Annotated in this window: 11 protein-coding genes; 7 read left to right on the plus strand and 4 right to left on the minus strand. The window is 40.5% G+C overall.

Going from position 1 to position 19,554, the window contains the following annotated elements; genetic code table 11:
• Positions 1-81: 81 nt before the first annotated feature.
• Positions 82-1,806, minus strand: a complete 1,725-nt coding sequence (locus ACE1CI_RS24245; protein ID WP_413263195.1) for a caspase family protein — start codon at positions 1,804-1,806, stop codon at positions 82-84.
• Positions 1,807-1,887: 81 nt separating this feature from the next.
• Between ACE1CI_RS24245 and ACE1CI_RS24250 the strand changes: the two genes are divergently transcribed.
• The 4 genes from ACE1CI_RS24250 (at position 1,888) to ACE1CI_RS24265 (ending at position 6,032) form a co-directional block, all read left to right on the plus strand.
• Positions 1,888-3,516, plus strand: coding sequence for a DUF2135 domain-containing protein (locus ACE1CI_RS24250; protein WP_496615768.1), 1,629 nt, complete (start codon positions 1,888-1,890; stop codon positions 3,514-3,516).
• A gap of 293 nt (positions 3,517-3,809) precedes the next feature.
• The gene (locus tag ACE1CI_RS24255; protein ID WP_496615769.1) at positions 3,810-5,030 is read left to right on the plus strand and encodes a beta strand repeat-containing protein; all 1,221 of its coding nucleotides are present in this window, start codon (positions 3,810-3,812) and stop codon (positions 5,028-5,030) included.
• Positions 5,031-5,099: 69 nt separating this feature from the next.
• The gene (gene rpmF / locus ACE1CI_RS24260; protein WP_413263455.1) at positions 5,100-5,279 is read left to right on the plus strand and encodes a 50S ribosomal protein L32; all 180 of its coding nucleotides are present in this window, start codon (positions 5,100-5,102) and stop codon (positions 5,277-5,279) included.
• 156 nt (positions 5,280-5,435) lie between these two features.
• Positions 5,436-6,032 carry a sulfite oxidase-like oxidoreductase gene (locus ACE1CI_RS24265; protein ID WP_413263457.1) on the plus strand — a complete coding sequence of 199 codons (597 nt, stop codon included), beginning with the start codon at positions 5,436-5,438 and terminating at the stop codon, positions 6,030-6,032.
• Positions 6,033-6,240: 208 nt separating this feature from the next.
• On the opposite strand, the gene ACE1CI_RS24270 is transcribed toward ACE1CI_RS24265, so the two are convergent.
• Positions 6,241-7,620: an aldehyde dehydrogenase gene (locus tag ACE1CI_RS24270; RefSeq protein ID WP_413261192.1), complete on the minus strand. Its 1,380-nt coding sequence runs from the start codon at positions 7,618-7,620 to the stop codon at positions 6,241-6,243.
• Between the two features lie 110 nt (positions 7,621-7,730).
• Positions 7,731-8,882 carry a hybrid sensor histidine kinase/response regulator gene (locus ACE1CI_RS24275; protein WP_413261193.1) on the minus strand — a complete coding sequence of 384 codons (1,152 nt, stop codon included), beginning with the start codon at positions 8,880-8,882 and terminating at the stop codon, positions 7,731-7,733.
• Positions 8,883-9,479: 597 nt separating this feature from the next.
• On the opposite strand from ACE1CI_RS24275, the gene ACE1CI_RS24280 reads away from it, so the two are divergent.
• The 3 genes from ACE1CI_RS24280 to ACE1CI_RS24290 all read left to right on the plus strand — a co-directional run bounded on the left by ACE1CI_RS24280 (position 9,480) and on the right by ACE1CI_RS24290 (position 17,959).
• Positions 9,480-11,591: an AAA-like domain-containing protein gene (locus tag ACE1CI_RS24280; protein WP_413261194.1), complete on the plus strand. Its 2,112-nt coding sequence runs from the start codon at positions 9,480-9,482 to the stop codon at positions 11,589-11,591.
• A 93-nt stretch (positions 11,592-11,684) separates the two neighbouring features.
• Positions 11,685-14,342 carry an AAA-like domain-containing protein gene (locus tag ACE1CI_RS24285; protein ID WP_496615771.1) on the plus strand — a complete coding sequence of 886 codons (2,658 nt, stop codon included), beginning with the start codon at positions 11,685-11,687 and terminating at the stop codon, positions 14,340-14,342.
• A 71-nt stretch (positions 14,343-14,413) separates the two neighbouring features.
• Entirely contained in the window at positions 14,414-17,959 is a 3,546-nt protein-coding gene (locus tag ACE1CI_RS24290) for a WD40 domain-containing protein (protein WP_413261196.1), read from the plus strand.
• 891 nt (positions 17,960-18,850) lie between these two features.
• Here ACE1CI_RS24290 and ACE1CI_RS24295 read toward each other — a convergent pair.
• Entirely contained in the window at positions 18,851-19,543 is a 693-nt protein-coding gene (locus tag ACE1CI_RS24295) for a hypothetical protein (protein ID WP_496615772.1), read from the minus strand.
• Between the last annotated feature and the right edge of the window lie 11 nt (positions 19,544-19,554).

Raw genomic sequence — 19,554 nt, forward strand, 5'->3', positions numbered from 1 at the left:
TCCCCATCCCCCCATCTCCCCATCCCCCCATCTCCCCATCCCCCCATCCCCCCATCCCCCCATCTCCGAGAGATCCTGAAGTTATTTAACTTGTTTTTGCCATTGCCCGATCGCTTGTCTAGCTGGTTTATAAGCAGGCGTATTAGCCGGAACTAAATTAGCAGCTTGAATTGCTAAAGCAAAATTCCCCTCATTAGCTCTTTGTCTAGCCAAATTCAAGATAACTTGACTCCATTGGGCAATCAGAGTTTGTGCTTGGAAGTGCCCCGGATCTCCAGGGGGAATTTTCTGGGCCATTTTAATGGCTTGAAGGTAAGAAGAAGCAGAATTGGGGCGAATTAATCCCTTAGCAGTAGATAGTACAGCTTGATTTGCTTGTTGCTTTTTCGCCAAAGGAGTCCACTGACGAATTAGCCTTTCTGCATCAGCAAAAACTGGTTGAGGATCTTGGGGTACCACACTAGCTGCGGCGATCGCACCTCGGTAATTTCCCGAATTAGCCCTTCCCTGAGCCACATCCAGGATATTGCGACTCCAGCGCTCCATACTGGCTTGTGCCTCCCGATACTGTGCATCACCGGGCTGAATCTTACTAGCTTGCTTAATCGCCGCTACATAAGAATTAGACTGATTATTGCGTAACGAAACTTTTGCTCTATCCAAAGCACTTAAGTTTTTAGTGGGAGTCACTGTACCAACAGTGGAATCACCGCCAGAACGTTCTGCTTGTTCGCCAGCCGGGAAAAGTACATTGCGTCCAAAAGTCGTCAACAATAGCAGTAACAACAAGACTAAACCGCCGCCCCACAGGAGAAACTTCTGCACTAAGCTGCCATTATCTCGATCGTCATCATCCTCAGCCGCATCTGCTGGTCTAGATTGCCCATTGTTAGTTGATAAAGCAGGAGTTGCCGTCGCTTCTTGTTGATTACGTAAAGCAGCTTGAAAAGGATTTTCTCCAGCAGAAGTAGTTGCTACCGCAGCAGTAGTAGTAGCGCCACTACCGACTAACTGAGCAGTGACAGGACTCCATTCGCCATTACTAGAACCAACAAAGGCAGGTTGTTCAGGTAAAATTACCTGATGACTCTTGCCGGGAGGATGAACCACGACTGCAGGTTCTTGCAAAGGACGACTGTGGTTTTGACTTAATTCTGGGACTCGTTCGCTTAAGTAGCGTTTTAAACTAGCCAGAGTCAAACCAGCACCCGATCGCAAACCCTCCAACAATGCCGCAGTAAACAAACCATGTTGCAGTTCCCCAACTTCATAAGAAAATTGACCAGGTTGAGAGGAAAGCACCGTAGGAATTTCCATTTCCCTAGCCAGTTCCACAGTTTGATTCCCCACCACTGTTGGACCCTCTTGATGTTCCTGCTGGTGATTCATATCCAGCAACACTAAAATTGTTCCCGCTTTAGAAGCCTTTAGTTTTTCATAGATCTCTCTAATGGCAATCCCTGTAGCGCTGACATCAGCTGGGTTGCCATCAATGGGCATCAGGTAATCCTGTCCTTCCCACTTCACACCATAGCCGCTAAAAAAGAACCAAACCAAGTCATCTTGTTTAATTGCTTGCTGACATAAATGATCCAGCCATTGCTTCAGATTTTCGCCCGAAGGGTAAGTAGACTGACCTTCAATAAACGGCGAAGTATCTGAAGAGAGCAAACTGCGCTCCGGCAGAAAACTGCCCCGACTAACTACAAGGTTCCATAAACCCTGTGCGTCAGCTTGGGCGTAATTTAGAGGTTGGAAGTGTTGGTATTGATTAATGCCAATTGTGATCAACCATTGATTGCTCATAGCGTGATGTCTCCCATGTCTAGGATGCTATTGGGTAGTGCTCAACGAGATGTTATACAGTATTTATCTTGAGGTGAAATAATGCAAATAGGAACTTGGAGTTTATTGGTTTTTTTGGGGTTGGCTGGCAGTTTTTCGGCTGCTGAAAGTGCGATCGCACCACTAGCCGCCCAAGCCTACACCTCTCGCGTCAATATTACACTGGAACGACAACCAAATGAATCTTTTCAAACCTTAACCCGCAGAGCCGAAACCGTTGCCAGAGCCGCAGCACAACGCAGCTTCGACAATGACATCCTAGTTACAGAAGCCTCCATAGTCGTCACAGGCGAACATATTGGTCTATCCGCACCAATTTTGACCTTAGAAGTCAGTCGGGAAAACTGGAAGAACTATCCTAACGCCCAACGCTGGTCTACCTATTACCCAAATTCTAAAGCTCTATTAAGAATTGACGATCCCACTCCTGTCGCTGCCACACCTCAAGCTGGCGAAAGACCAGAGCCAACATTAGGCACAGGCGTAATTCAAACCACCCTCAGATGGTCTACCAGAGACGACCTTGATTTAGCCGTCACCGACCCCAGCGGTCAGACAGTTTTCTACCAAAACAAGAAAGTAGCATCAGGAGGAGCGCTAGACGTTGATAGTAACGCAGGTTGCCAAAATACCATTACTAATCCTGTAGAAAATATATTCTGGCCTAACACCGGGGCTCCCCCCGGTAATTATGTGGTTAAAGTTAATCTTTATCAACGTTGTGCTACCCGAAGTGGGCCTATTCCTTTCCGGCTGAGATTACTAGTCCAAGGAAGAACCCAAGAACTTACGGGCAATGTAGATGATACTAATAAAACTGCCAGCTTTCCCTTGAACCTTACTGCTGGAGGCGCAGCACCGGGACAAACACCTGCAAACCCCGGAAATAACGCTCCCGCTGGTACTGGTAATCCAAGACAAAGACCTACTTCCGGTACAACTAACAGAAATTCACCGACCAACACTAACAATAGGACGGGAGGCGGGACTCAACAACCTAATTCAAATACTCCCGCGAATCGATCGCCTACAAACAACAATCAAAATCAAACAGGTAGACAAACTTCCTCAACTCAACAAACTAATACTCCCGCGAATCGATCGCCTACAAACAACAATCAAAATCAAACAGGTAGACAAACTTCCTCAACTCAACAAACTAATACTCCAGCGAATCGAGCGCGTACAAACAACAATCAAAATCAAACTGGTAGACAAACTTCCCCAACTCAACAAACTAATACTCCCGCGAATCGATCGCGCACAAACAACAATCAAAATCAAACAGGTAGACAAACTTCCTCAACTCAACAAACTAATACTCCAGCGAATCGATCGCGTACAAACAACAATCAAAATCAAACTGGTAGACAAACTTCCTCAACTCAACAAACTAATACTCCAGCGAATCGAGCGCGTACAAACAACAATCAAAATCAAACTGGTAGACAAACTTCCCCAACTCAACAAACTAATACTCCCGCGAATCGAGCGCGCACAAACAACAATCAAAATCAAACTGGTAGACAAACTTCCCCAACTCAACAAACTAATACTCAACAAAATCGTCCTCGTTCCAGAGCAACTTATGGTGAAGGCTTAATTCGCCGAACGAGGGAATTAAGAGACGACATCAACAACAGACCGCCAACCGATCTCCCACAAAATTAAAAGCAGAAGGGAACAGGATGTGGGGAGGTGGGGAGGTGGGGGGAGTGGAGGGAGTGTTGGAAGTGTGGGAAGAAAATAGTTCGCGTACTTCCGTTACTTCCCCTACTCCCCCATCTCCCCATCCCCCCATCCCCCCATCCCCCCACCTCCCCACCTCCCCACCTCCCCAAATCTCTCTCTAGACTAGGCAAGTTCTATTTCAAGGAGCAGATAAAACTTAGAAAGCACCTAGCTAACCTGAATTTAGATAGAGCGCAGTGGGTGCCGATCGGGAATCAGGAGCTAGGTTAATTATGCGGAAGTTTAATCGGTCTTGGCTAAAAAGTTACCATTTTGTTTTTCCCATGTTGTTTGCTTTAGCAGGGTTAGGAAGTACTTTGGCAATAACTACCCCGGCCTGGGCACAAACTACAACTCGGATCAATAGCAATGGTACTCGTGTTGATGTTACTTTGAATCGTCAGCCAAATGAAAGTTACGATACGTTAGTTGGTAGGGCGCAAGCGGCTGCGAGAAATGCTTTAACCCGTTCTTTTAATCAAAATCCTTCAGCTAAAAGAGTTTCTGTGACAATTTTGGGTCAAAATGCTGGTCAAATTGTCCCCATTCTTGCTTTAAATGTCGATCGCCAAACTTGGGCAAGTGGTCAGGATCTTCAACGCTTAGCTACTTATTTTCCTACTTCGCGATCGCTTCTGGGCTTAAGAAATACCCCATCTCCCAACAATAACGTTGCTAATCAACCTCAACCTACAAACGTTGCCACTGCCGGACAGACACTTCCTAACGGTGTGCGTGTACTTCCCAACGGAATTGTAGTTACAGGAAATGGTACACAAGTACTTCCCAACGGCGTAATTGTAACTAATAACGGTGGTACACAAGTGCTTCCCAACGGTAACGTTTTATCTGTTAATGCAGGCGGACAAAACGCCTCTGGTAATGCAGGCGGACAAAACGCCTCTGGTAATGCAGGCGGACAAAACGCCTCTGGTAATGCAGGGCTACAAGCTATACCTGGAAATGACAATGCCACTGGTACAGTATTTTTGAATAACACAGGTGTAAATGGTCTGAATAATACTACTGGCGTTGGCGCTGCCACTGGAACTACTGGCGTTGGTGCTACCAATGGAATTAATGGCGTTGGTGCTACCAATGGAATTAATGGCGTTGGTGCTACCAATGGAATTAATGGCGTTGGTGCTACCAATGGAATTAATGGCGTTGGTGCTACCAATGGAATTAATGGCGTTGGTGCTACCAATGGAATTAATGGCGTTGGTGCTACCAATGGAATTAATGGCGTTGGTGCTACCAATGGAATTAATGGCGTTGGTGCTACCAATGGAATTAATGGCGTTGGTGCTACCAATGGAATTAATGGCGTTGGTGGTGCCAATGGAATTAATGGCGTTGGTGGTGCCAATGGAATTAATGGCGTTGGTGGTGGAACTGGCGCTACTGGTGTTGGTGGTGGAACTGGAAGTACTGGCGGAGCGGGAGGTTCTTAAATCTGGGTTCAATGAGTGTAGTAATGCCCTACAATAGGAGGGTTGTCTACTAATAGCAAATCCAGGACTATGGCGGTTCCTAAGAAGAAAACATCAAAGGCAAAACGTGACCAACGTAGAGCGACTTGGAGACGGAAAGCAGCTTTACAAGCTCAAAAAGCTTTGAGTTTGGGTAAGTCGATTTTGTCTGGACGTTCTACGTTTGTCTATCCTTCTAAGGAAGAAGACGAAGAAGACGAAGAATCCTAGAGATGGGTTGGAAGTTTGTGTAATTTTAGCGATCGCTCAATTTTCTATCCCGCTACCGATTCTGTTACAAAATGTAACTATAACTGCTGACACAACAAGGAAAGGATTGCTTCTGTTGTGTTAGCACAAAAAAGTCTAAATTGTTATCGGATTTTAATGATGGGGAAGTTTTTCAAGAAACCTGGGCCTGAAATGAGCGATCGTATTCCTCCCGGTCAGTACGAAAGCAAAGGTTTTCCCGTACTGACTTATGGTAGTACACCCGAAGTTAGCATTGAAAATTGGGAATTTCGCGTTTGGGGTTTAGCAAAAGAGGCAAGATTTTCTTGGTCTGATATTATGGCAATGCCTCAAAGTAATTTCACTGCTGACTTCCACTGTGTCACTCGTTGGTCGAAGTTGGATGTGCAGTGGACTGGGGTAAAAGTTACAGATTTTATGCAGCATATTGAGGTAAACCCCAAAGCTAAATTTATCATGGAACACTGCTACGGGGGTTACACCACTAACATTAGTATGGAAGATTTCTGGCGCGAGGAAAACTTTTTTGCTCATACTTTATTTGGTGAACCTTTACCTGCCGAACATGGTGGCCCTTTGCGATTAGTTGTTCCCCATCTTTACGCTTGGAAAAGCGCTAAATGGATTAATGGTTTAGAGTTTTTGAATCAGGAAGAATTGGGTTTTTGGGAACGCAATGGTTATCACCGTCGGGGTGAACCTTGGGCCGAAGAACGTTACAGCGGATTTTGAGCAACTAAAATTGTAAGTAGGTGCAAATAAATAAAGTGACAATAGTTATCTAAGAATGGGGCGGGCAGGATGCCCACCCCACAAAAGTTACAGCTTTCTTGTGGGGTGGGCATCCTGCCCGCCTTTATTTTCACTTTATTTACTTCTACCTAGTTAGAGAGGTTTCTAAAAGTGTAGAGACGTTTCATGAAACGTCTCTACAAATCGTTTAACCGATGATTTTTTTCACTAAATCTAGTTTTCCTAAATAAGGTGCATAACGTACTTTAAGGTCTAATAAAAAGGATTTTTTCAAGACACTTTTTTGATGGGAGAAGGTATCAAAGCTTGCTTTGCCGTGATAGCTACCTATACCGCTATTACCTACTCCACCAAAGGGTAATTCAGAAACGCCAATGTGCATGATGGTATCGTTAATACAAACGCCACCAGATGAAGTTTTCTCTAAAATTTGTTGTTGATATTCTTGATTTTTTGAGAAGAAGTAAAGGGCTAAAGGTTTGGGTTGGTTGTTAACTATGGAAATTGCTTCTTCGAGATTGTTATATTCTAGGATTGGGAGAATAGGGCCAAAGATTTCTTCTTGCATGATTGGCGCATCTAAAGATACTTTGTCAATCAATGTCGGGGCGATGTAGCAAGTTTCTGGGTTAGTTTTTCCACCGATAATAATTTCACCGCTTTTTAGTAGTTCTACTAAACGGTTAAATTGTTTTTGATTGATAATTCTCCCGAAGTCTGGACTTTTTTCTGGATCGTCTCCGTAAAATTCTTGTAGGCAATTTTTAATGCTTTCTACCAAGGGTTTTTTAATTGTTTGATTGACTAGAAGATAGTCTGGGGCGATGCAAGTTTGTCCGGCATTAATGAATTTACCCCAGGAAATTCTGCGGGCGGTGTATTCGATGTTAATATCGCTATCAATAATGCAAGGGCTTTTGCCTCCTAGTTCTAAGGTGACTGGGGTAAGGTTTTTGGCAGCTGCTTCCATGACTATTTTGCCGATCGCTGTACCACCTGTGAAAAAGATATGGTCGAATTTTTGTTGTAATAGTTCTTTGCTGGTTTCTACGCCACCTTCTACAACTGCAATATAAGCTGGAGCGAAGGTTTTTTGGAAGATTTTAGCAATAATACTAGAGGTGTTAGGGGAAATTTCTGATGGTTTGACTATGGCGCAATTTCCAGCTGCGATCGCACCTACTAAAGGCGAAATTGTCAGTTGAAAAGGATAATTCCAAGGTGCAATAATTAATACTACTCCCAAGGGTTCGGGATAAATAAATGCTGAACCTGGTAATTGCTCTAAAGGAGTTGCTACTTTCTTAGGTTTAGTCCAATTTTTCAGATTTTTGATGGCATAATCAATTTCTTTGAGCACCCCAATTTCCAGGACATAAGCTTCAAATGTGGGTTTTTTTAAGTCAGCTTTTAGGGCAGATATAATTTCATCTTTGTTGTCCAAAATCGCTTGTTTTAAATTTTTTAGTTGAGTTAACCGAAAAGCGATATCTTTGGTTTTACCAGTGGAGAAAAATTTGCGTTGTTGCTGAAGAATATCTTGTACTGCAAATTGTTGAGTAATCATTTGAGTTAAAGTGTTGTTTAAACAATGGTATAAATAGTGACAGCCAAGAGTTGATTATCATCTGGGAATGAACTCTTGGCTGTCTAATATTTAAACACAATTGCCCAAATTTAGGAATTGTGGGATTGTTTGACTGGTAAAGAGACAGTGAAACAACTACCTTTGCCTAATTCTGATTTAACATCAATGGTTCCTTGGTGGGTTTCTACAATGCGGCGTGAGAGATGTAAACCTAAACCACTACCAGATTGTTTGTGTTTACCTTGGCGGAATCTTTCAAATAATTTGGTTTGATCTTCTGGGGAAATACCTGGCCCTGTGTCTTCAACTTCTACTATAATTGAAGGTTTAGAATTGCTATTTTTCTCAGCCTGATTTATCAGGTGAACTTCTACTGATCCAGCTTCAGTAAATTTAATGGCGTTGCCAATTAGGTTGATAAAAACTCGATGTAGTTCTAAGCGATCGCCTTCGATAGTAATTTTTCCATCTGAGGAATCTGTGGCTTTTTTACCTAAATCAAGATTTAAACACAAGTTTTTCTCATCAGCTAAAGGTTGCAATTCTTGAACTGCTTGTTTGAGGATTTCTGTCAGATCAACTTGGCTAAAAGTGAGTGTTTTACGTCCAGCTTCATAACGATATACTTCTAACAATGTGTTTACCATTGCTAGGAGATTTTGGTTGCTGCGAACCATTGTGTCTAGCACTTCTAGTATAGTGGGAGAGATTTCACCCAGGGCTCCTTGACGAATTAAACCCAACATTCGATCGGCTGCAATTAATGGTGTCCGTAAGTCGTGAGTGAGACGGGAAACAAAATCTTCTCTCTGACGAGCAATAGCATCGCGTTCGTCTATGCTGTGTTTTAGTCGGAGAAGGCTACGTACTCTTGCTAGTAATTCATCCACTTCTACAGGTTTGTGGATAAAATCATCAGCACCATTGTCTAATCCTTTGGCTACACTAAGATTGTCGTAAGCAGTGATGAGCAAAATGGGCATGAATGGTAAACTTGTATTTTGACGCACTCGTAGGGTGACTTCAAAGCCATCCATTCCGGGCATCATCACATCTAGCAATAATAGATCGGGTGGTGATTCTTCAATGAGAGCTATAGCAGAAAAACCATCTGAAGCTGTAGAAACTTGATAGCCCTCTTCTTCCAAAATAGCTTGAATGAGAAACACATTATCAGGTGAATCATCCACAACCAAAATACGGTCTTTTTCTACAGAATTAGAGGATGAAAAACGATTCATATTAGAGGAAGTTTTTGAAATGATTTCTAGCAACTGTTTTATTGTCAATCTACTTTAGTAATATTTTTTCCTACTGAGGATTTACTTTACATCATCCTACCGAAATAGATCTTTGCTGGTAAATCAAGTTACTACGTATGAAACCGCTATTCCTTAAATCCCAGTTTCTTGATGTAAATACCCGATTTGCAGGGGAAAAATATGGGGATAAACTAGGCTTTTGCAAAACGAGGAACTTAGGTTAGTAATGAAAGAAAGTGGGGTTTTTGGTTTGGGCTTGAGAGTCAGGGACTATCTTAGCGGAAATGTTAATAATTATTGAGAAAATGAGAAAAATCATGAGTTAGGAAAAACATCAAGAGACTGAAGGATAAATTCTCAGGTTAGATTTCTAGGGCAGTAATTTTACTGACAGTAAGCTAAAAAAATCACCTGAAAATTAGGGTACGAAAGCAAATTTTAGCAAAATGGTGTGGCGATCGCTATTCTTTGAGCCTGATTCGGTGCCGGAATTAAACTAAAATTTGTGAATACTAAAATCAAATGATTAATTTCCTCACGCTTTCTAAGCTGAGTTAATCCGAGGAAACTCCACTTATGGAATCAAAGGAAAATCTGGAAACACCGTTAATAGAAGCAGATTCTACATTAGCCGCTATAGTCTTTACGGATGTAGAGGGATATACTTCCAAAATGGCTGCTGACCAAAATCGTACCTTGGCTTTAGTTCACCGTGACTTGCAACTAATGAAGCGAATCTGTGAACAATTTAAGGGCAGGGTAGTTGAAGATACTGGCGATGGATTGTTTATGTACTTTTCTAGTGCGGTAAATGCAGTAGCTTGTGCTCAAGAAATTCAAAAAGTAATTGCTCAATCTGCTGCTGGATTGCCAGAAAATAATGTACTCAAACATCGCATTGGAATTCATTTAGGAGATGTGGCTCATTTTGCGGGGGGAAAGGTTAAAGGTCATGGCGTAAATATGGCAGCACGTCTGCAAACAGCAGCCCAAGCTGGTGGTATTTGTATTTCGCAAACGGTCTATGATGTGGTGAAAAATCGCTTGCCGTTACCGGGAATTTATCAACAGGTACGGGAAGTTAAAGGTATTGAAGAACTTGTAACAGTTTACCAAATTCCGGCTTTAGATATTGGTCAATCAACTAATAAGAGAGTTTTTATTAGCTATCGCAGTCACGATCCAGATTTGAGTTTGGCGGAAGAGTTTTATCGGGCTTTAAAAGCGGCGGGACATGAAGCTTTTATGGCGGGACAAAGTATTCGTTTGGGAGAAGGATGGCCGCAAAGAATTGAGGCAGAATTAAAAGAAAGTGATTATTTATTGTTGTTGTTATCTGAGAAGTCGGTGACGAGTGAAATGGTGATTGAGGAGGTGCGAAGGGCGAAGGAGTTGCGCGATCGCAATTCCCAAAATAAACCAGTAATTCTGCCAATTAGGGTGAATTTTCCCCTCAATTCCCCATTAAATTACAACTTAAGAGAATATTTAAGTTGCATTCAGCAGCGTCAATGGCATAATGCTGAAGATACTCCGAAAATTGTCCAAGAAATTCTCGAAATAGTTAGGGAAGGAAGAGAACAAGAAGAAACTACAGAAACTCAAAAACATCCTGTAGCAATATCCGATTCCCAAGCTAAACCTTTGCCTGTAGCAATTCCAGAATTACCTCAAGTTCCAGAATTACCAGAAGGTCAAGTAGAGTTAGCTTCGATTTTTTATGTGGAAAGACCCCCCATTGAATCGAGATGTTATGAAACGGTTTTACAGCCTGGTTCTTTAATTAGAATTAAGGCTCCTAGACAAATGGGTAAAACTTCTTTGTTAGCGAGAATTTTACATCATGGGGCAAATTTTGGCTTTAATGCTGTTTCTTTAAGTTTTCAATTAGCTGATGGGAAAGTTTTTACTGATTTGGATAAATTTTTACGTTGGTTTGCTGCTAGTATCGCTAGAAGATTGCGGTTAGCTAATCGGTTGGATGATTATTGGGATGAGATTTTTGGCAGTAAAGATAATTGTACTGCTTATTTTGAAGAATATGTATTACAGAATATCGACAGTCCCTTAGTTTTGGGATTAGATGAAGTGGATTGTGTGTTTCAATATCCAGAAGTTGCGGCTGATTTTTTTGGTTTGTTACGAGCTTGGCATGAGGATGCTAAAAATCGGGATATTTGGAAAAAGTTACGGTTGGTGGTGGTACATTCAACGGAGGTTTATATTCCGATTAGTATTAATCAATCGCCTTTTAATGTGGGTTTACCTATTGAATTACCAGAGTTTAATCGAGTACAAGTTCAAGATTTAGCCCAGCGTTATGGGTTACAATGGGAGGAGGCGGAAGTTGCAAAGTTGATGGCTATGGTAGGGGGTCATCCTTATTTGATCAGGTTGGCTTTATATAATATTCAAAGGGGCGATCTTTCTTTAGACGAATTGTTAGCAGTTGCGCCTACGGAAGCAGGGCTTTATGCCGATCATTTACGCCGACATTTGTGGAATTTACAACAGAATCCAGAATTGGCGAGCGGAATTAAACAGGTGATGAATGCTACTAGTCCAGTGCGATTAGAAGCTTTATCAGCGTTTAAATTGCATAGTATGGGTTTAGTATATTTGCAAGGAAATGAATGTAGTCCAAGATGCGATCTCTATCGGTTTTATTTGCGCGATCGTCTAGATTAAACTGTTAGTCATTTAAGTTGCTAGTTAAGGCAGCAGCTTCGCTCTCGGAACTCTCGGAACAGGGGAGAAAATCTAAAATTAATCGAAAATGGAATGGCTGAATTAAACTTAAGAAATTCTGCGGATATGTACCAAGTTGGGGGAAGTTTACCAGTAGATGCTCCCACTTACGTAAAAAGACAGGCAGATGATGAGTTGTTTGAGGCGTTACAAGCGGGAGAATTTTGTTATGTTTTAAACTCGCGACAAATGGGTAAATCTAGTTTGCGAGTGCAGACGATGCGGCGTTTGCAAGAGTCTGGTGTGGTTTGTGCTGCGATCGATATTACGGCGATCGGTAGTCAGCAAATTACACCGGAACAATGGTATGCGGGAGTTATTCAAAGATTAGTTAATAGTTTTAATTTGGCGGGTAACTTTAATTTACGCAGTTGGTGGCGAGAAAGAGATTTATTTTCTCCGGTACAGCGATTTCATGAATTTATTGAAGAAGTATTGCTGAGTCGCATTAATCAAAAAATTGTCATTTTTATAGATGAGATTGATAGTGTTCTCAGTTTAAATTTCCGAGTCGATGATTTTTTTACTGCGATTAGGGCTTGTTATAATAATCGGGCCGATCGCCCAGAATATCAGCGGTTAACTTTTGCGTTGTTGGGTGTAGCTACTCCTGGCGATTTAATTGATGCTAAACACCAAAGTACGCCTTTTAATGTTGGTCGAGCAATTCTACTTTGTGGGTTTAAATTAGCAGATGCAGAACCTTTACTTAAAGGTTTTCAGGGAAAAGTTCGCGATCCTAAAGTGGTTTTAAAAGAGGTTTTAGACTGGACTGGTGGACAGCCTTTTCTGACGCAAAAGGTTTGTCGAATTATCCAGAATTATCTCAGTTGTGAAGCGAATTTCCACCCAAAAAATAAGATTTATAACCAAAAGGATTGGATTAAAAAGATTATTACTTCTCAAATTATTGACAACTGGGAAGCACAGGATGAACCAGAACATTTGCGGACAATACGCGATCGCTTATTGAGAAGTTGCCAACAACCAGGTAGACTGCTGGGAATGTATCAACAAATTTTGCAGCAAGGGGAGATGGCTGCTAATAATAATTCCGACCAATTAGAATTACAATTATCGGGATTGGTGGTGAAAAAAGATGGGAAATTACGAGTTTATAATCGGATTTATGAGTTAGTTTTTAATCGCCAGTGGGTAGATGAATCTTTAGCTAATTTACGTCCTTATACAGATGCGATCGTTGCTTGGGAAGCCACAGATAGAAAAGATGAAACCTATTTATTGCGCGGAAAAGCATTACAAGATGCCTTAGATTGGGCAGCAGATAAAAGCTTAAGTACTCAAGATTTTCAATTTTTAACTGCTAGCCAATCATTAGAAACGAGAGAAATTGCTCAAGCTCATCAAAAATTAAAAGAAATTCACTCATCTGCGTCAGATGAGGAGCAAATTGCTCAAGAAGCAGCAAGTATTGAGCAAACTGGTATTAGTGCTTTGCGATTATTTGAAAGCCAACAACTTGACGCATTAATGTTGGCACTGCAAGCAGGACAAGCTTTAAAATCGCTGATTAATGATGAAATTTCTTTAACAAACTATCCCAGCTTCAGTCCCTTAGTAGCTTTACAATCTATTTTAACCTACATCCGGGAAAAAAACAAATTTTTTGCTGATTGGCGAGGAATTACTTCCATTAGGTTTTCTCATGACAGTCAGTATTTGGCAATTGGAGATCGAAATGGTAAAGTACAAATATGGAGTATCTCAGGGCAAAAGTTAATTGAATTTGTAGCTCATCAAGGAGAAGTTTGGAATGTTAATTTCAGTCCTGATGGGCAGCATCTAGCTACCACAGGAGAGGATAATACTACTCGACTTTGGCACTTTTCAGGACAACAGATTCATGAATTTGATCGTCATCGCAGTGCAGTAATTGAAGCTAAATTCAGCCCGGATGGGAAAATTTTAGTTACAATTGCTGAAGATGGCATTAAATTTTGGAATCTCTCAGGGCAACAGATAGCTAACAGAAATATTCATCCAAGTTGGATAACTACTGTTGGTTTTTACCCAAATGGAGAATGCGTTACTGCGGCATTTCGTAATGGGATAGTCCGTTTATGGAAGCGTTTTCAGCAACAACCTTTGGAACTGAAAGTGAATCAAAGTATTCCGGGGAAAATTACTGAAATTACTTTTTGTCCTGACGGACAACGCTTAGTAATGATCGAAAAAAGCAATATTCTCCGACTTTGGGACTTTTCTAAACGACGAATGTTTCACTGGCAAACAGAACATAGCGAAATTCAAAATATTAGCTTTAGTCATGATGGATTATATATTGCTACTGCTGGTAAGGATAGTACAATTAAAATTTGGGATTTGTCTGGAGAACTTTTATTAAAATTGAATGGACATCTGGGTACAGTTCGGGATGTTTGCTTTAGTCCAGATGGAAAATTTTTGGCAACCGCAGGTGCAGATGGAACATTCCGAATTTGGGATTTAAGGAAACCTTTGGTTTCGTTGTGTAGCCAATATACAAGAGTTTGTAGTGTAGGATTGAGTCCTGATGGACAATATTTAACTAGTCGAGGAGAGGATGGTACGGTAAATACTTGGGAAATTGTCAGTTTGAATGAGTTATTAACAAAAGCTGATGATTGGTTGAGAGATTATTTAGATAGCCATCCTGAAGGCTTAAAACAAATCGGAGGTGTAACTACATAGCTTTGAACTGATTGTTTCATCGCTAAATCTAGCCAAAACGAAGAAATTTAATGAATGAGGTTACAAAAGTAATGACTAGAAATTTTATAGCGATCGCTTCCAATAATACACTTATGAATCACGATCATAATTTAGATTCTTATTATCAAGTAGGCGGTAGTTTACCACTAAATGCGCTGACTTATGTGAAGCGACAAGCAGATCAAGAGTTATATGAAGCTTTAAAAGCTGGAGAGTTTTGTTATGTGTTGAACTCGCGACAAATGGGTAAATCTAGCTTGCGAGTCCAAACAATGCAGAGATTAAAAAGGGAAGGAATTGTTTGTGCGGGAATTGACTTAACTGCCATTGGTAGTCAGGATATTACAATAGAACAATGGTATGCCGGAATTACGCACAAGTTGGTAACTAATTTTAATTTAAAAGTTAGTTCGCGGACTTGGTGGCGCGATCGGCAATATCTTTCGCCATTACAAAATTTTAGTGAATTTATTGAAGCAGTTTTATTAAAAGAAGTTGACAAACCAATTGTAATTTTTATCGATGAAATAGACAGTGTTTTAAGTTTAAATTTTTCTAGTGATGATTTTTTTGCTTTTATTCGCGCCTGTTACAACAAAAGGGCGGAAAATTCAGATTATCAACGATTGAGTTTTGCTTTATTAGGTGTAGCGACTCCTTCGGATTTAATTTTGGATAAAAACCGCACGCCTTTTAATATTGGTCAAGCTATAGAATTGTCCGGGTTTAAGTTAGATGAAGCTGCGCCGTTAGCTAGTGGAATAGCGGATAAAGCTAGCAATCCTAAAGCGGTGTTAAAAGAGATTTTGTACTGGACAGGTGGACAACCTTTTTTGACGCAAAGACTTTGTAAAATTATCCGAAATGGGGAAGTTTTTATTGATGCAGGTGCCGAAGTAGAAGCGGTGAAAAATTTAGTGCAGAGCCGAATTATTGAAAATTGGGAAGCTCAAGATGAACCGGAACATTTGAGAACAATTCGCGATCGCTTTTTGAACAAAGGTGAACGTTTAGCGAGAATTTTAGGACTATATCAGCAAATTTTACAACATGGGGAAGTCACAGCTGATGGTAGCTTAGAATCAATGGAATTGCGCTTATTAGGTATAGTTGTCGAACAACAAGGTAAATTAAAAATTTACAATCCAATTTATGCTGCAGTTTTTAATTTAGATTGGGTGAAAAAAGAATTAAGTAATCTGCGACCTTACGCCGAAACATTGACAGCTTGGTTAGCTTCAAATTGTCAGGATAAATCGCGATTATTGCATGGTCAAGCTTTGCAGGATGCTTTAGCGTGGGCGGAAAATAAAAATTTAGGCAATCAGGATTATGAGTTTTTATCTGCTAGCCAAAAGTTAGATAAAGAACAGGTGCAAGTTGCCTTAAATGTCCAAATTGAAGCAAATCGAATTTTAAAAGCAGCGCAGCAGAAAGCTAGAGGAACAGTTCGTACAGGTTTTGTGGGATTAGCTTTAACTACAGCTTGTGCGATCGGTGTTGCTTTTTGGACAAATACCACTCTTCAACAAGCCAACAAAGAAGCCAAACAAGCAAAAGAAGGCGTAAAATTAGAACAATCAGCAGCCAACACTTTGCGACAATTTAGAAATGAAGAATTAGAAGCTTTATTATCAGCGATCGAATCAGGAAATCGCTTAAAAGAAATCGTTAAATCCTCGCATTCATGGCAGAAATATCCGGCACTCAGCCCAGTATCAACTCTCCAAGATATTTTAGGTAACATTAATGAACAAAATTATTTTAATATTGATTCAGGTCGAGTTTTTAGTGTGAATTTCAGTCCTAATGGGCAGTATATAGCAACTACAGCAGAGAATGGAATTATCGAAATTTTAGACCAGTACGGTCAAAAAATCCTCAAATTGAAAAGCCATAATAATCAGTCAGTGCGGAGTGTGAATTTTAGTCCAGATGGTAAATATATTGCCACTGCGGGCGAAGATGGAACAACGAGAATTTGGGATTTATCAGGCAAAGAATTAACTCAAATAAAAGGTCACAAAGGCCAAGTTTGGAGTGTCAATTTTAGTCGAGATGGCAAGCGCCTGGTGACTGCGGGAGAAGACGGAACGGCGATAATTTGGGATTTATCAGGTAAACAATTAGGAGAACTAAAAGGTCACACAGGCCCAATTTGGAATGCAACTTTTAGCCCAGATGACAAATATATTGCCACTGCTGGTGAAGATGGGACAGCAAGAATTTGGCTGCCATCGGGAAGAGAAGTTAAGAAGTTAATAGGACATCAACGGGCGGTGATTAGTCTGAGTTTTCACCCCAATGGAAAACGCTTAGCAACTACGGGAGATGATGGAACTGTTCGACTTTGGAATATTGCCGAAAAGTCATTGGGACAACCTTTAAAAAAATGGACAAATAGCCGAAGCCCGGTATTAAATGTCAGTTTTAGTCCTGATGGAAAATACTTAGCTACTGCCGGAGTTGATGGGAAAGCTAGACTTTGGAACTTGTGTGGAAAATTATTAGGAGAATTTCCCAGTCATCAAAAACGGGTGGACAGTCTCAGCTTTAGTCCCAATAAAAAAATCCTCGCCACAGCAGGCGGAGATGGAAAAGTGCGAATTTGGAACTTTGAATGGCCTCTGACAAGTTCGCGGCAATTAGCATCAAGTTGGGTAGCACATAGGCCAGAAGCTTGGAGTGTAAATTTTAGCCCTGATGGAAAGTATTTTGCGTCAGCTGGAGAAGATGGGATAGCTAAAGTTTGGAACTTCCAAGGCAAACAATTAGCTGAATTTAAATACCATCGGGATGGAGTTAATAGTGTAGTTTTTAGTCGGAATGGAAAGCTGTTAGCTACGGCAGGAGATGACAAACAAGTGAGATTATGGAGTTGGGAATCAAAAAGGTTAGTGCGATCGCTAATTCATCCAGATAGCGTTTATAGTGCCAGTTTTAGTGCTGATGGCGAAAGTATCGTCACAGCGGGAAAAGATGGTATTGTTCGCCTCTGGAAAATTTCCTCATCACCACCACCTATTCTATTTAAAGGTCATCGAGGCTTGGTTAATAGTGTTACTTTTAGTCCCAATGGCAAATACATAGCTTCAGCCGGAAAAGATGGCACTATTCGGCTGTGGAATTTGTCGGGTCAGCAGTTAATTATTTCCGGTCATGAAGGCGAAGTTTTCAGTGTCAATTTTAGTCCAGATGGTCAGCAGTTAGTTAGTACTGGAACTGATACAACCATTCGAGTTTGGAATTTGTCTGGTCAAGAATTAAACAAATTTACTACTAGTCAGGGCGGAGTATTGAATGCTACTTATAGCCCAGATGGTCAGCTATTGGCTACTGCTGGACAGGACGGAACAACACAGTTATGGTTGCCGTCAGGACAGTTAATTGCCCAATTTAACGGTCACGAAAGTAGAGTTTACAGTGTGAGTTTTAGTCCCAATGGAAAATACTTAGTCACTGCGGGAATAGATGGTACAGTAAAGCGTTGGCTTGTGGAAGATTTAGATGAATTGCTCAAGCGGGGTTGCTTATGGTTAAAAGATTACTTTGTCGCTCATCCGAACGCACCCCGTATTTGTGCAAAAATTCCCTAATTTTTAGATTTGGGAATTGATGTAAAAAACAAAATAATTTGGCTTTCTGGTGACAGTATATTGCTCGAAAAACTGATTTACTTACAATAAATAAGAATTTTCGCGTAAGTCCTATACTTACTGAAATTACCAAAAGGTTCGTAATTTCACCTATTGCAGAAAGCTCAACATTTTCTATAATTATTGTCAATAGTGCTAGAGTAAGAAAAATTTCTTTCCTGATCGTCACGAGATCTCTTGTAAAACGTCTGTAGAGCCTACATAGAATTAGGCATTGATATGGAAATCATAATTTTAGTCTGAAACAGGGAACTAATTGCACTCGTAATTCATCTAAGTTGTTAAAAAGCAGTTGAGGTCAAAGCAAATGAAATTAGTTTTAATTGTTTCGGAAATAATCATGCTAAGTAGTTTTCTAGTTTTTTACCCTAACTTGAAAGCTCAGAATAGGGCTAAAGTTAGTTCAGAAACTATCATTATAGCTGAGGCTGTCCCACCAGATAGAGGTTCTCCTAGTACCAGAGGAAAAGGCAGAGGAAGAGGTCGCAGGTTCCACGAAGACAGAACTAAGCAAATAGAATTTTTGTAACACTTCATGCTTGTTCAGTTGTGCGATCTTGATTTGTGTTAGCTAACGATCTGTCAAGGCAGCATCTGCCAGTTTCTTGATTATATTTTTGCTCGGTTTAATTATGTAAGTTTACGGAATCTCAGTTGTCTGGTAAATTTGTTATTAATTTTTAGTGATTTTACTGTTATTAATTATTATTAAACAGGGAAAAGTTAAAGAGAAAAATACTTTTCCTCTTTAACTAAGCACTAGTGCGATCGCAGTGAATTTTACCAATATGTGGGTAAATTATTATCTGCCTTTTGCTAAACTCAGAGTAATTAAATGCTCCTTTGGCGTTGGGAATTTTTTAACAAACCAATTGTGAGTAAAACCAATCCTAAAATTCCTAATCTATTATCAGGTTCGGGAACAGATTTTTGCTGAGATTTAGGAGTAACAAAACTAAAATTGTCAATGGTTTGTTGAGCATATTCATCTTTACAATAACCAGGGGGCTGATCTGGGCCTTGCCAAACTCCACACCACAGATACTCGATGCGACGGACTCGTGAATTTTCACCCAGGAAAAAACCAACAAAGTTTTCATCGTAGCTAGTGAATTGTACGCCTAAATGATTAACTATGTTATTTTGATCGTCAAAAAATTTGACGTTTCCTAGTATGGCATCGCGATTGGGTGAGCGCCAAGGTTGGATCATATCAAAACCAAAAGCTATTACTTCGTCAGGGAAAACAATATCAAATGCTGCCCAATTTGATTTAGCTTCACCTGAATTGACAGTAAAAGGAACTTTGTTGACAAGATTGGAGGGAAGTTTTGTATCTGCGGTAATGTTACCTACGAGAGAATTAAAATCCTCTGTAATTATGTTGTAATTAGAAACCGCTTTTTCCCAATTAGTGCGGTTGTCAAAACCACCGAAACCATAGGCTAAGTTTGGCAATGTTACAAAAAAAGTAGCTACAGTTGCAGCGATGCTTGTAAGTTTTTGAAGGTTGTTAATCAACATAAATTTTCCTA

The organism is Floridaenema flaviceps BLCC-F50 (assembly GCF_041929275.2).
Taxonomy (GTDB): Bacteria; Cyanobacteriota; Cyanobacteriia; order Cyanobacteriales; family Aerosakkonemataceae; genus Floridanema; species Floridanema flaviceps.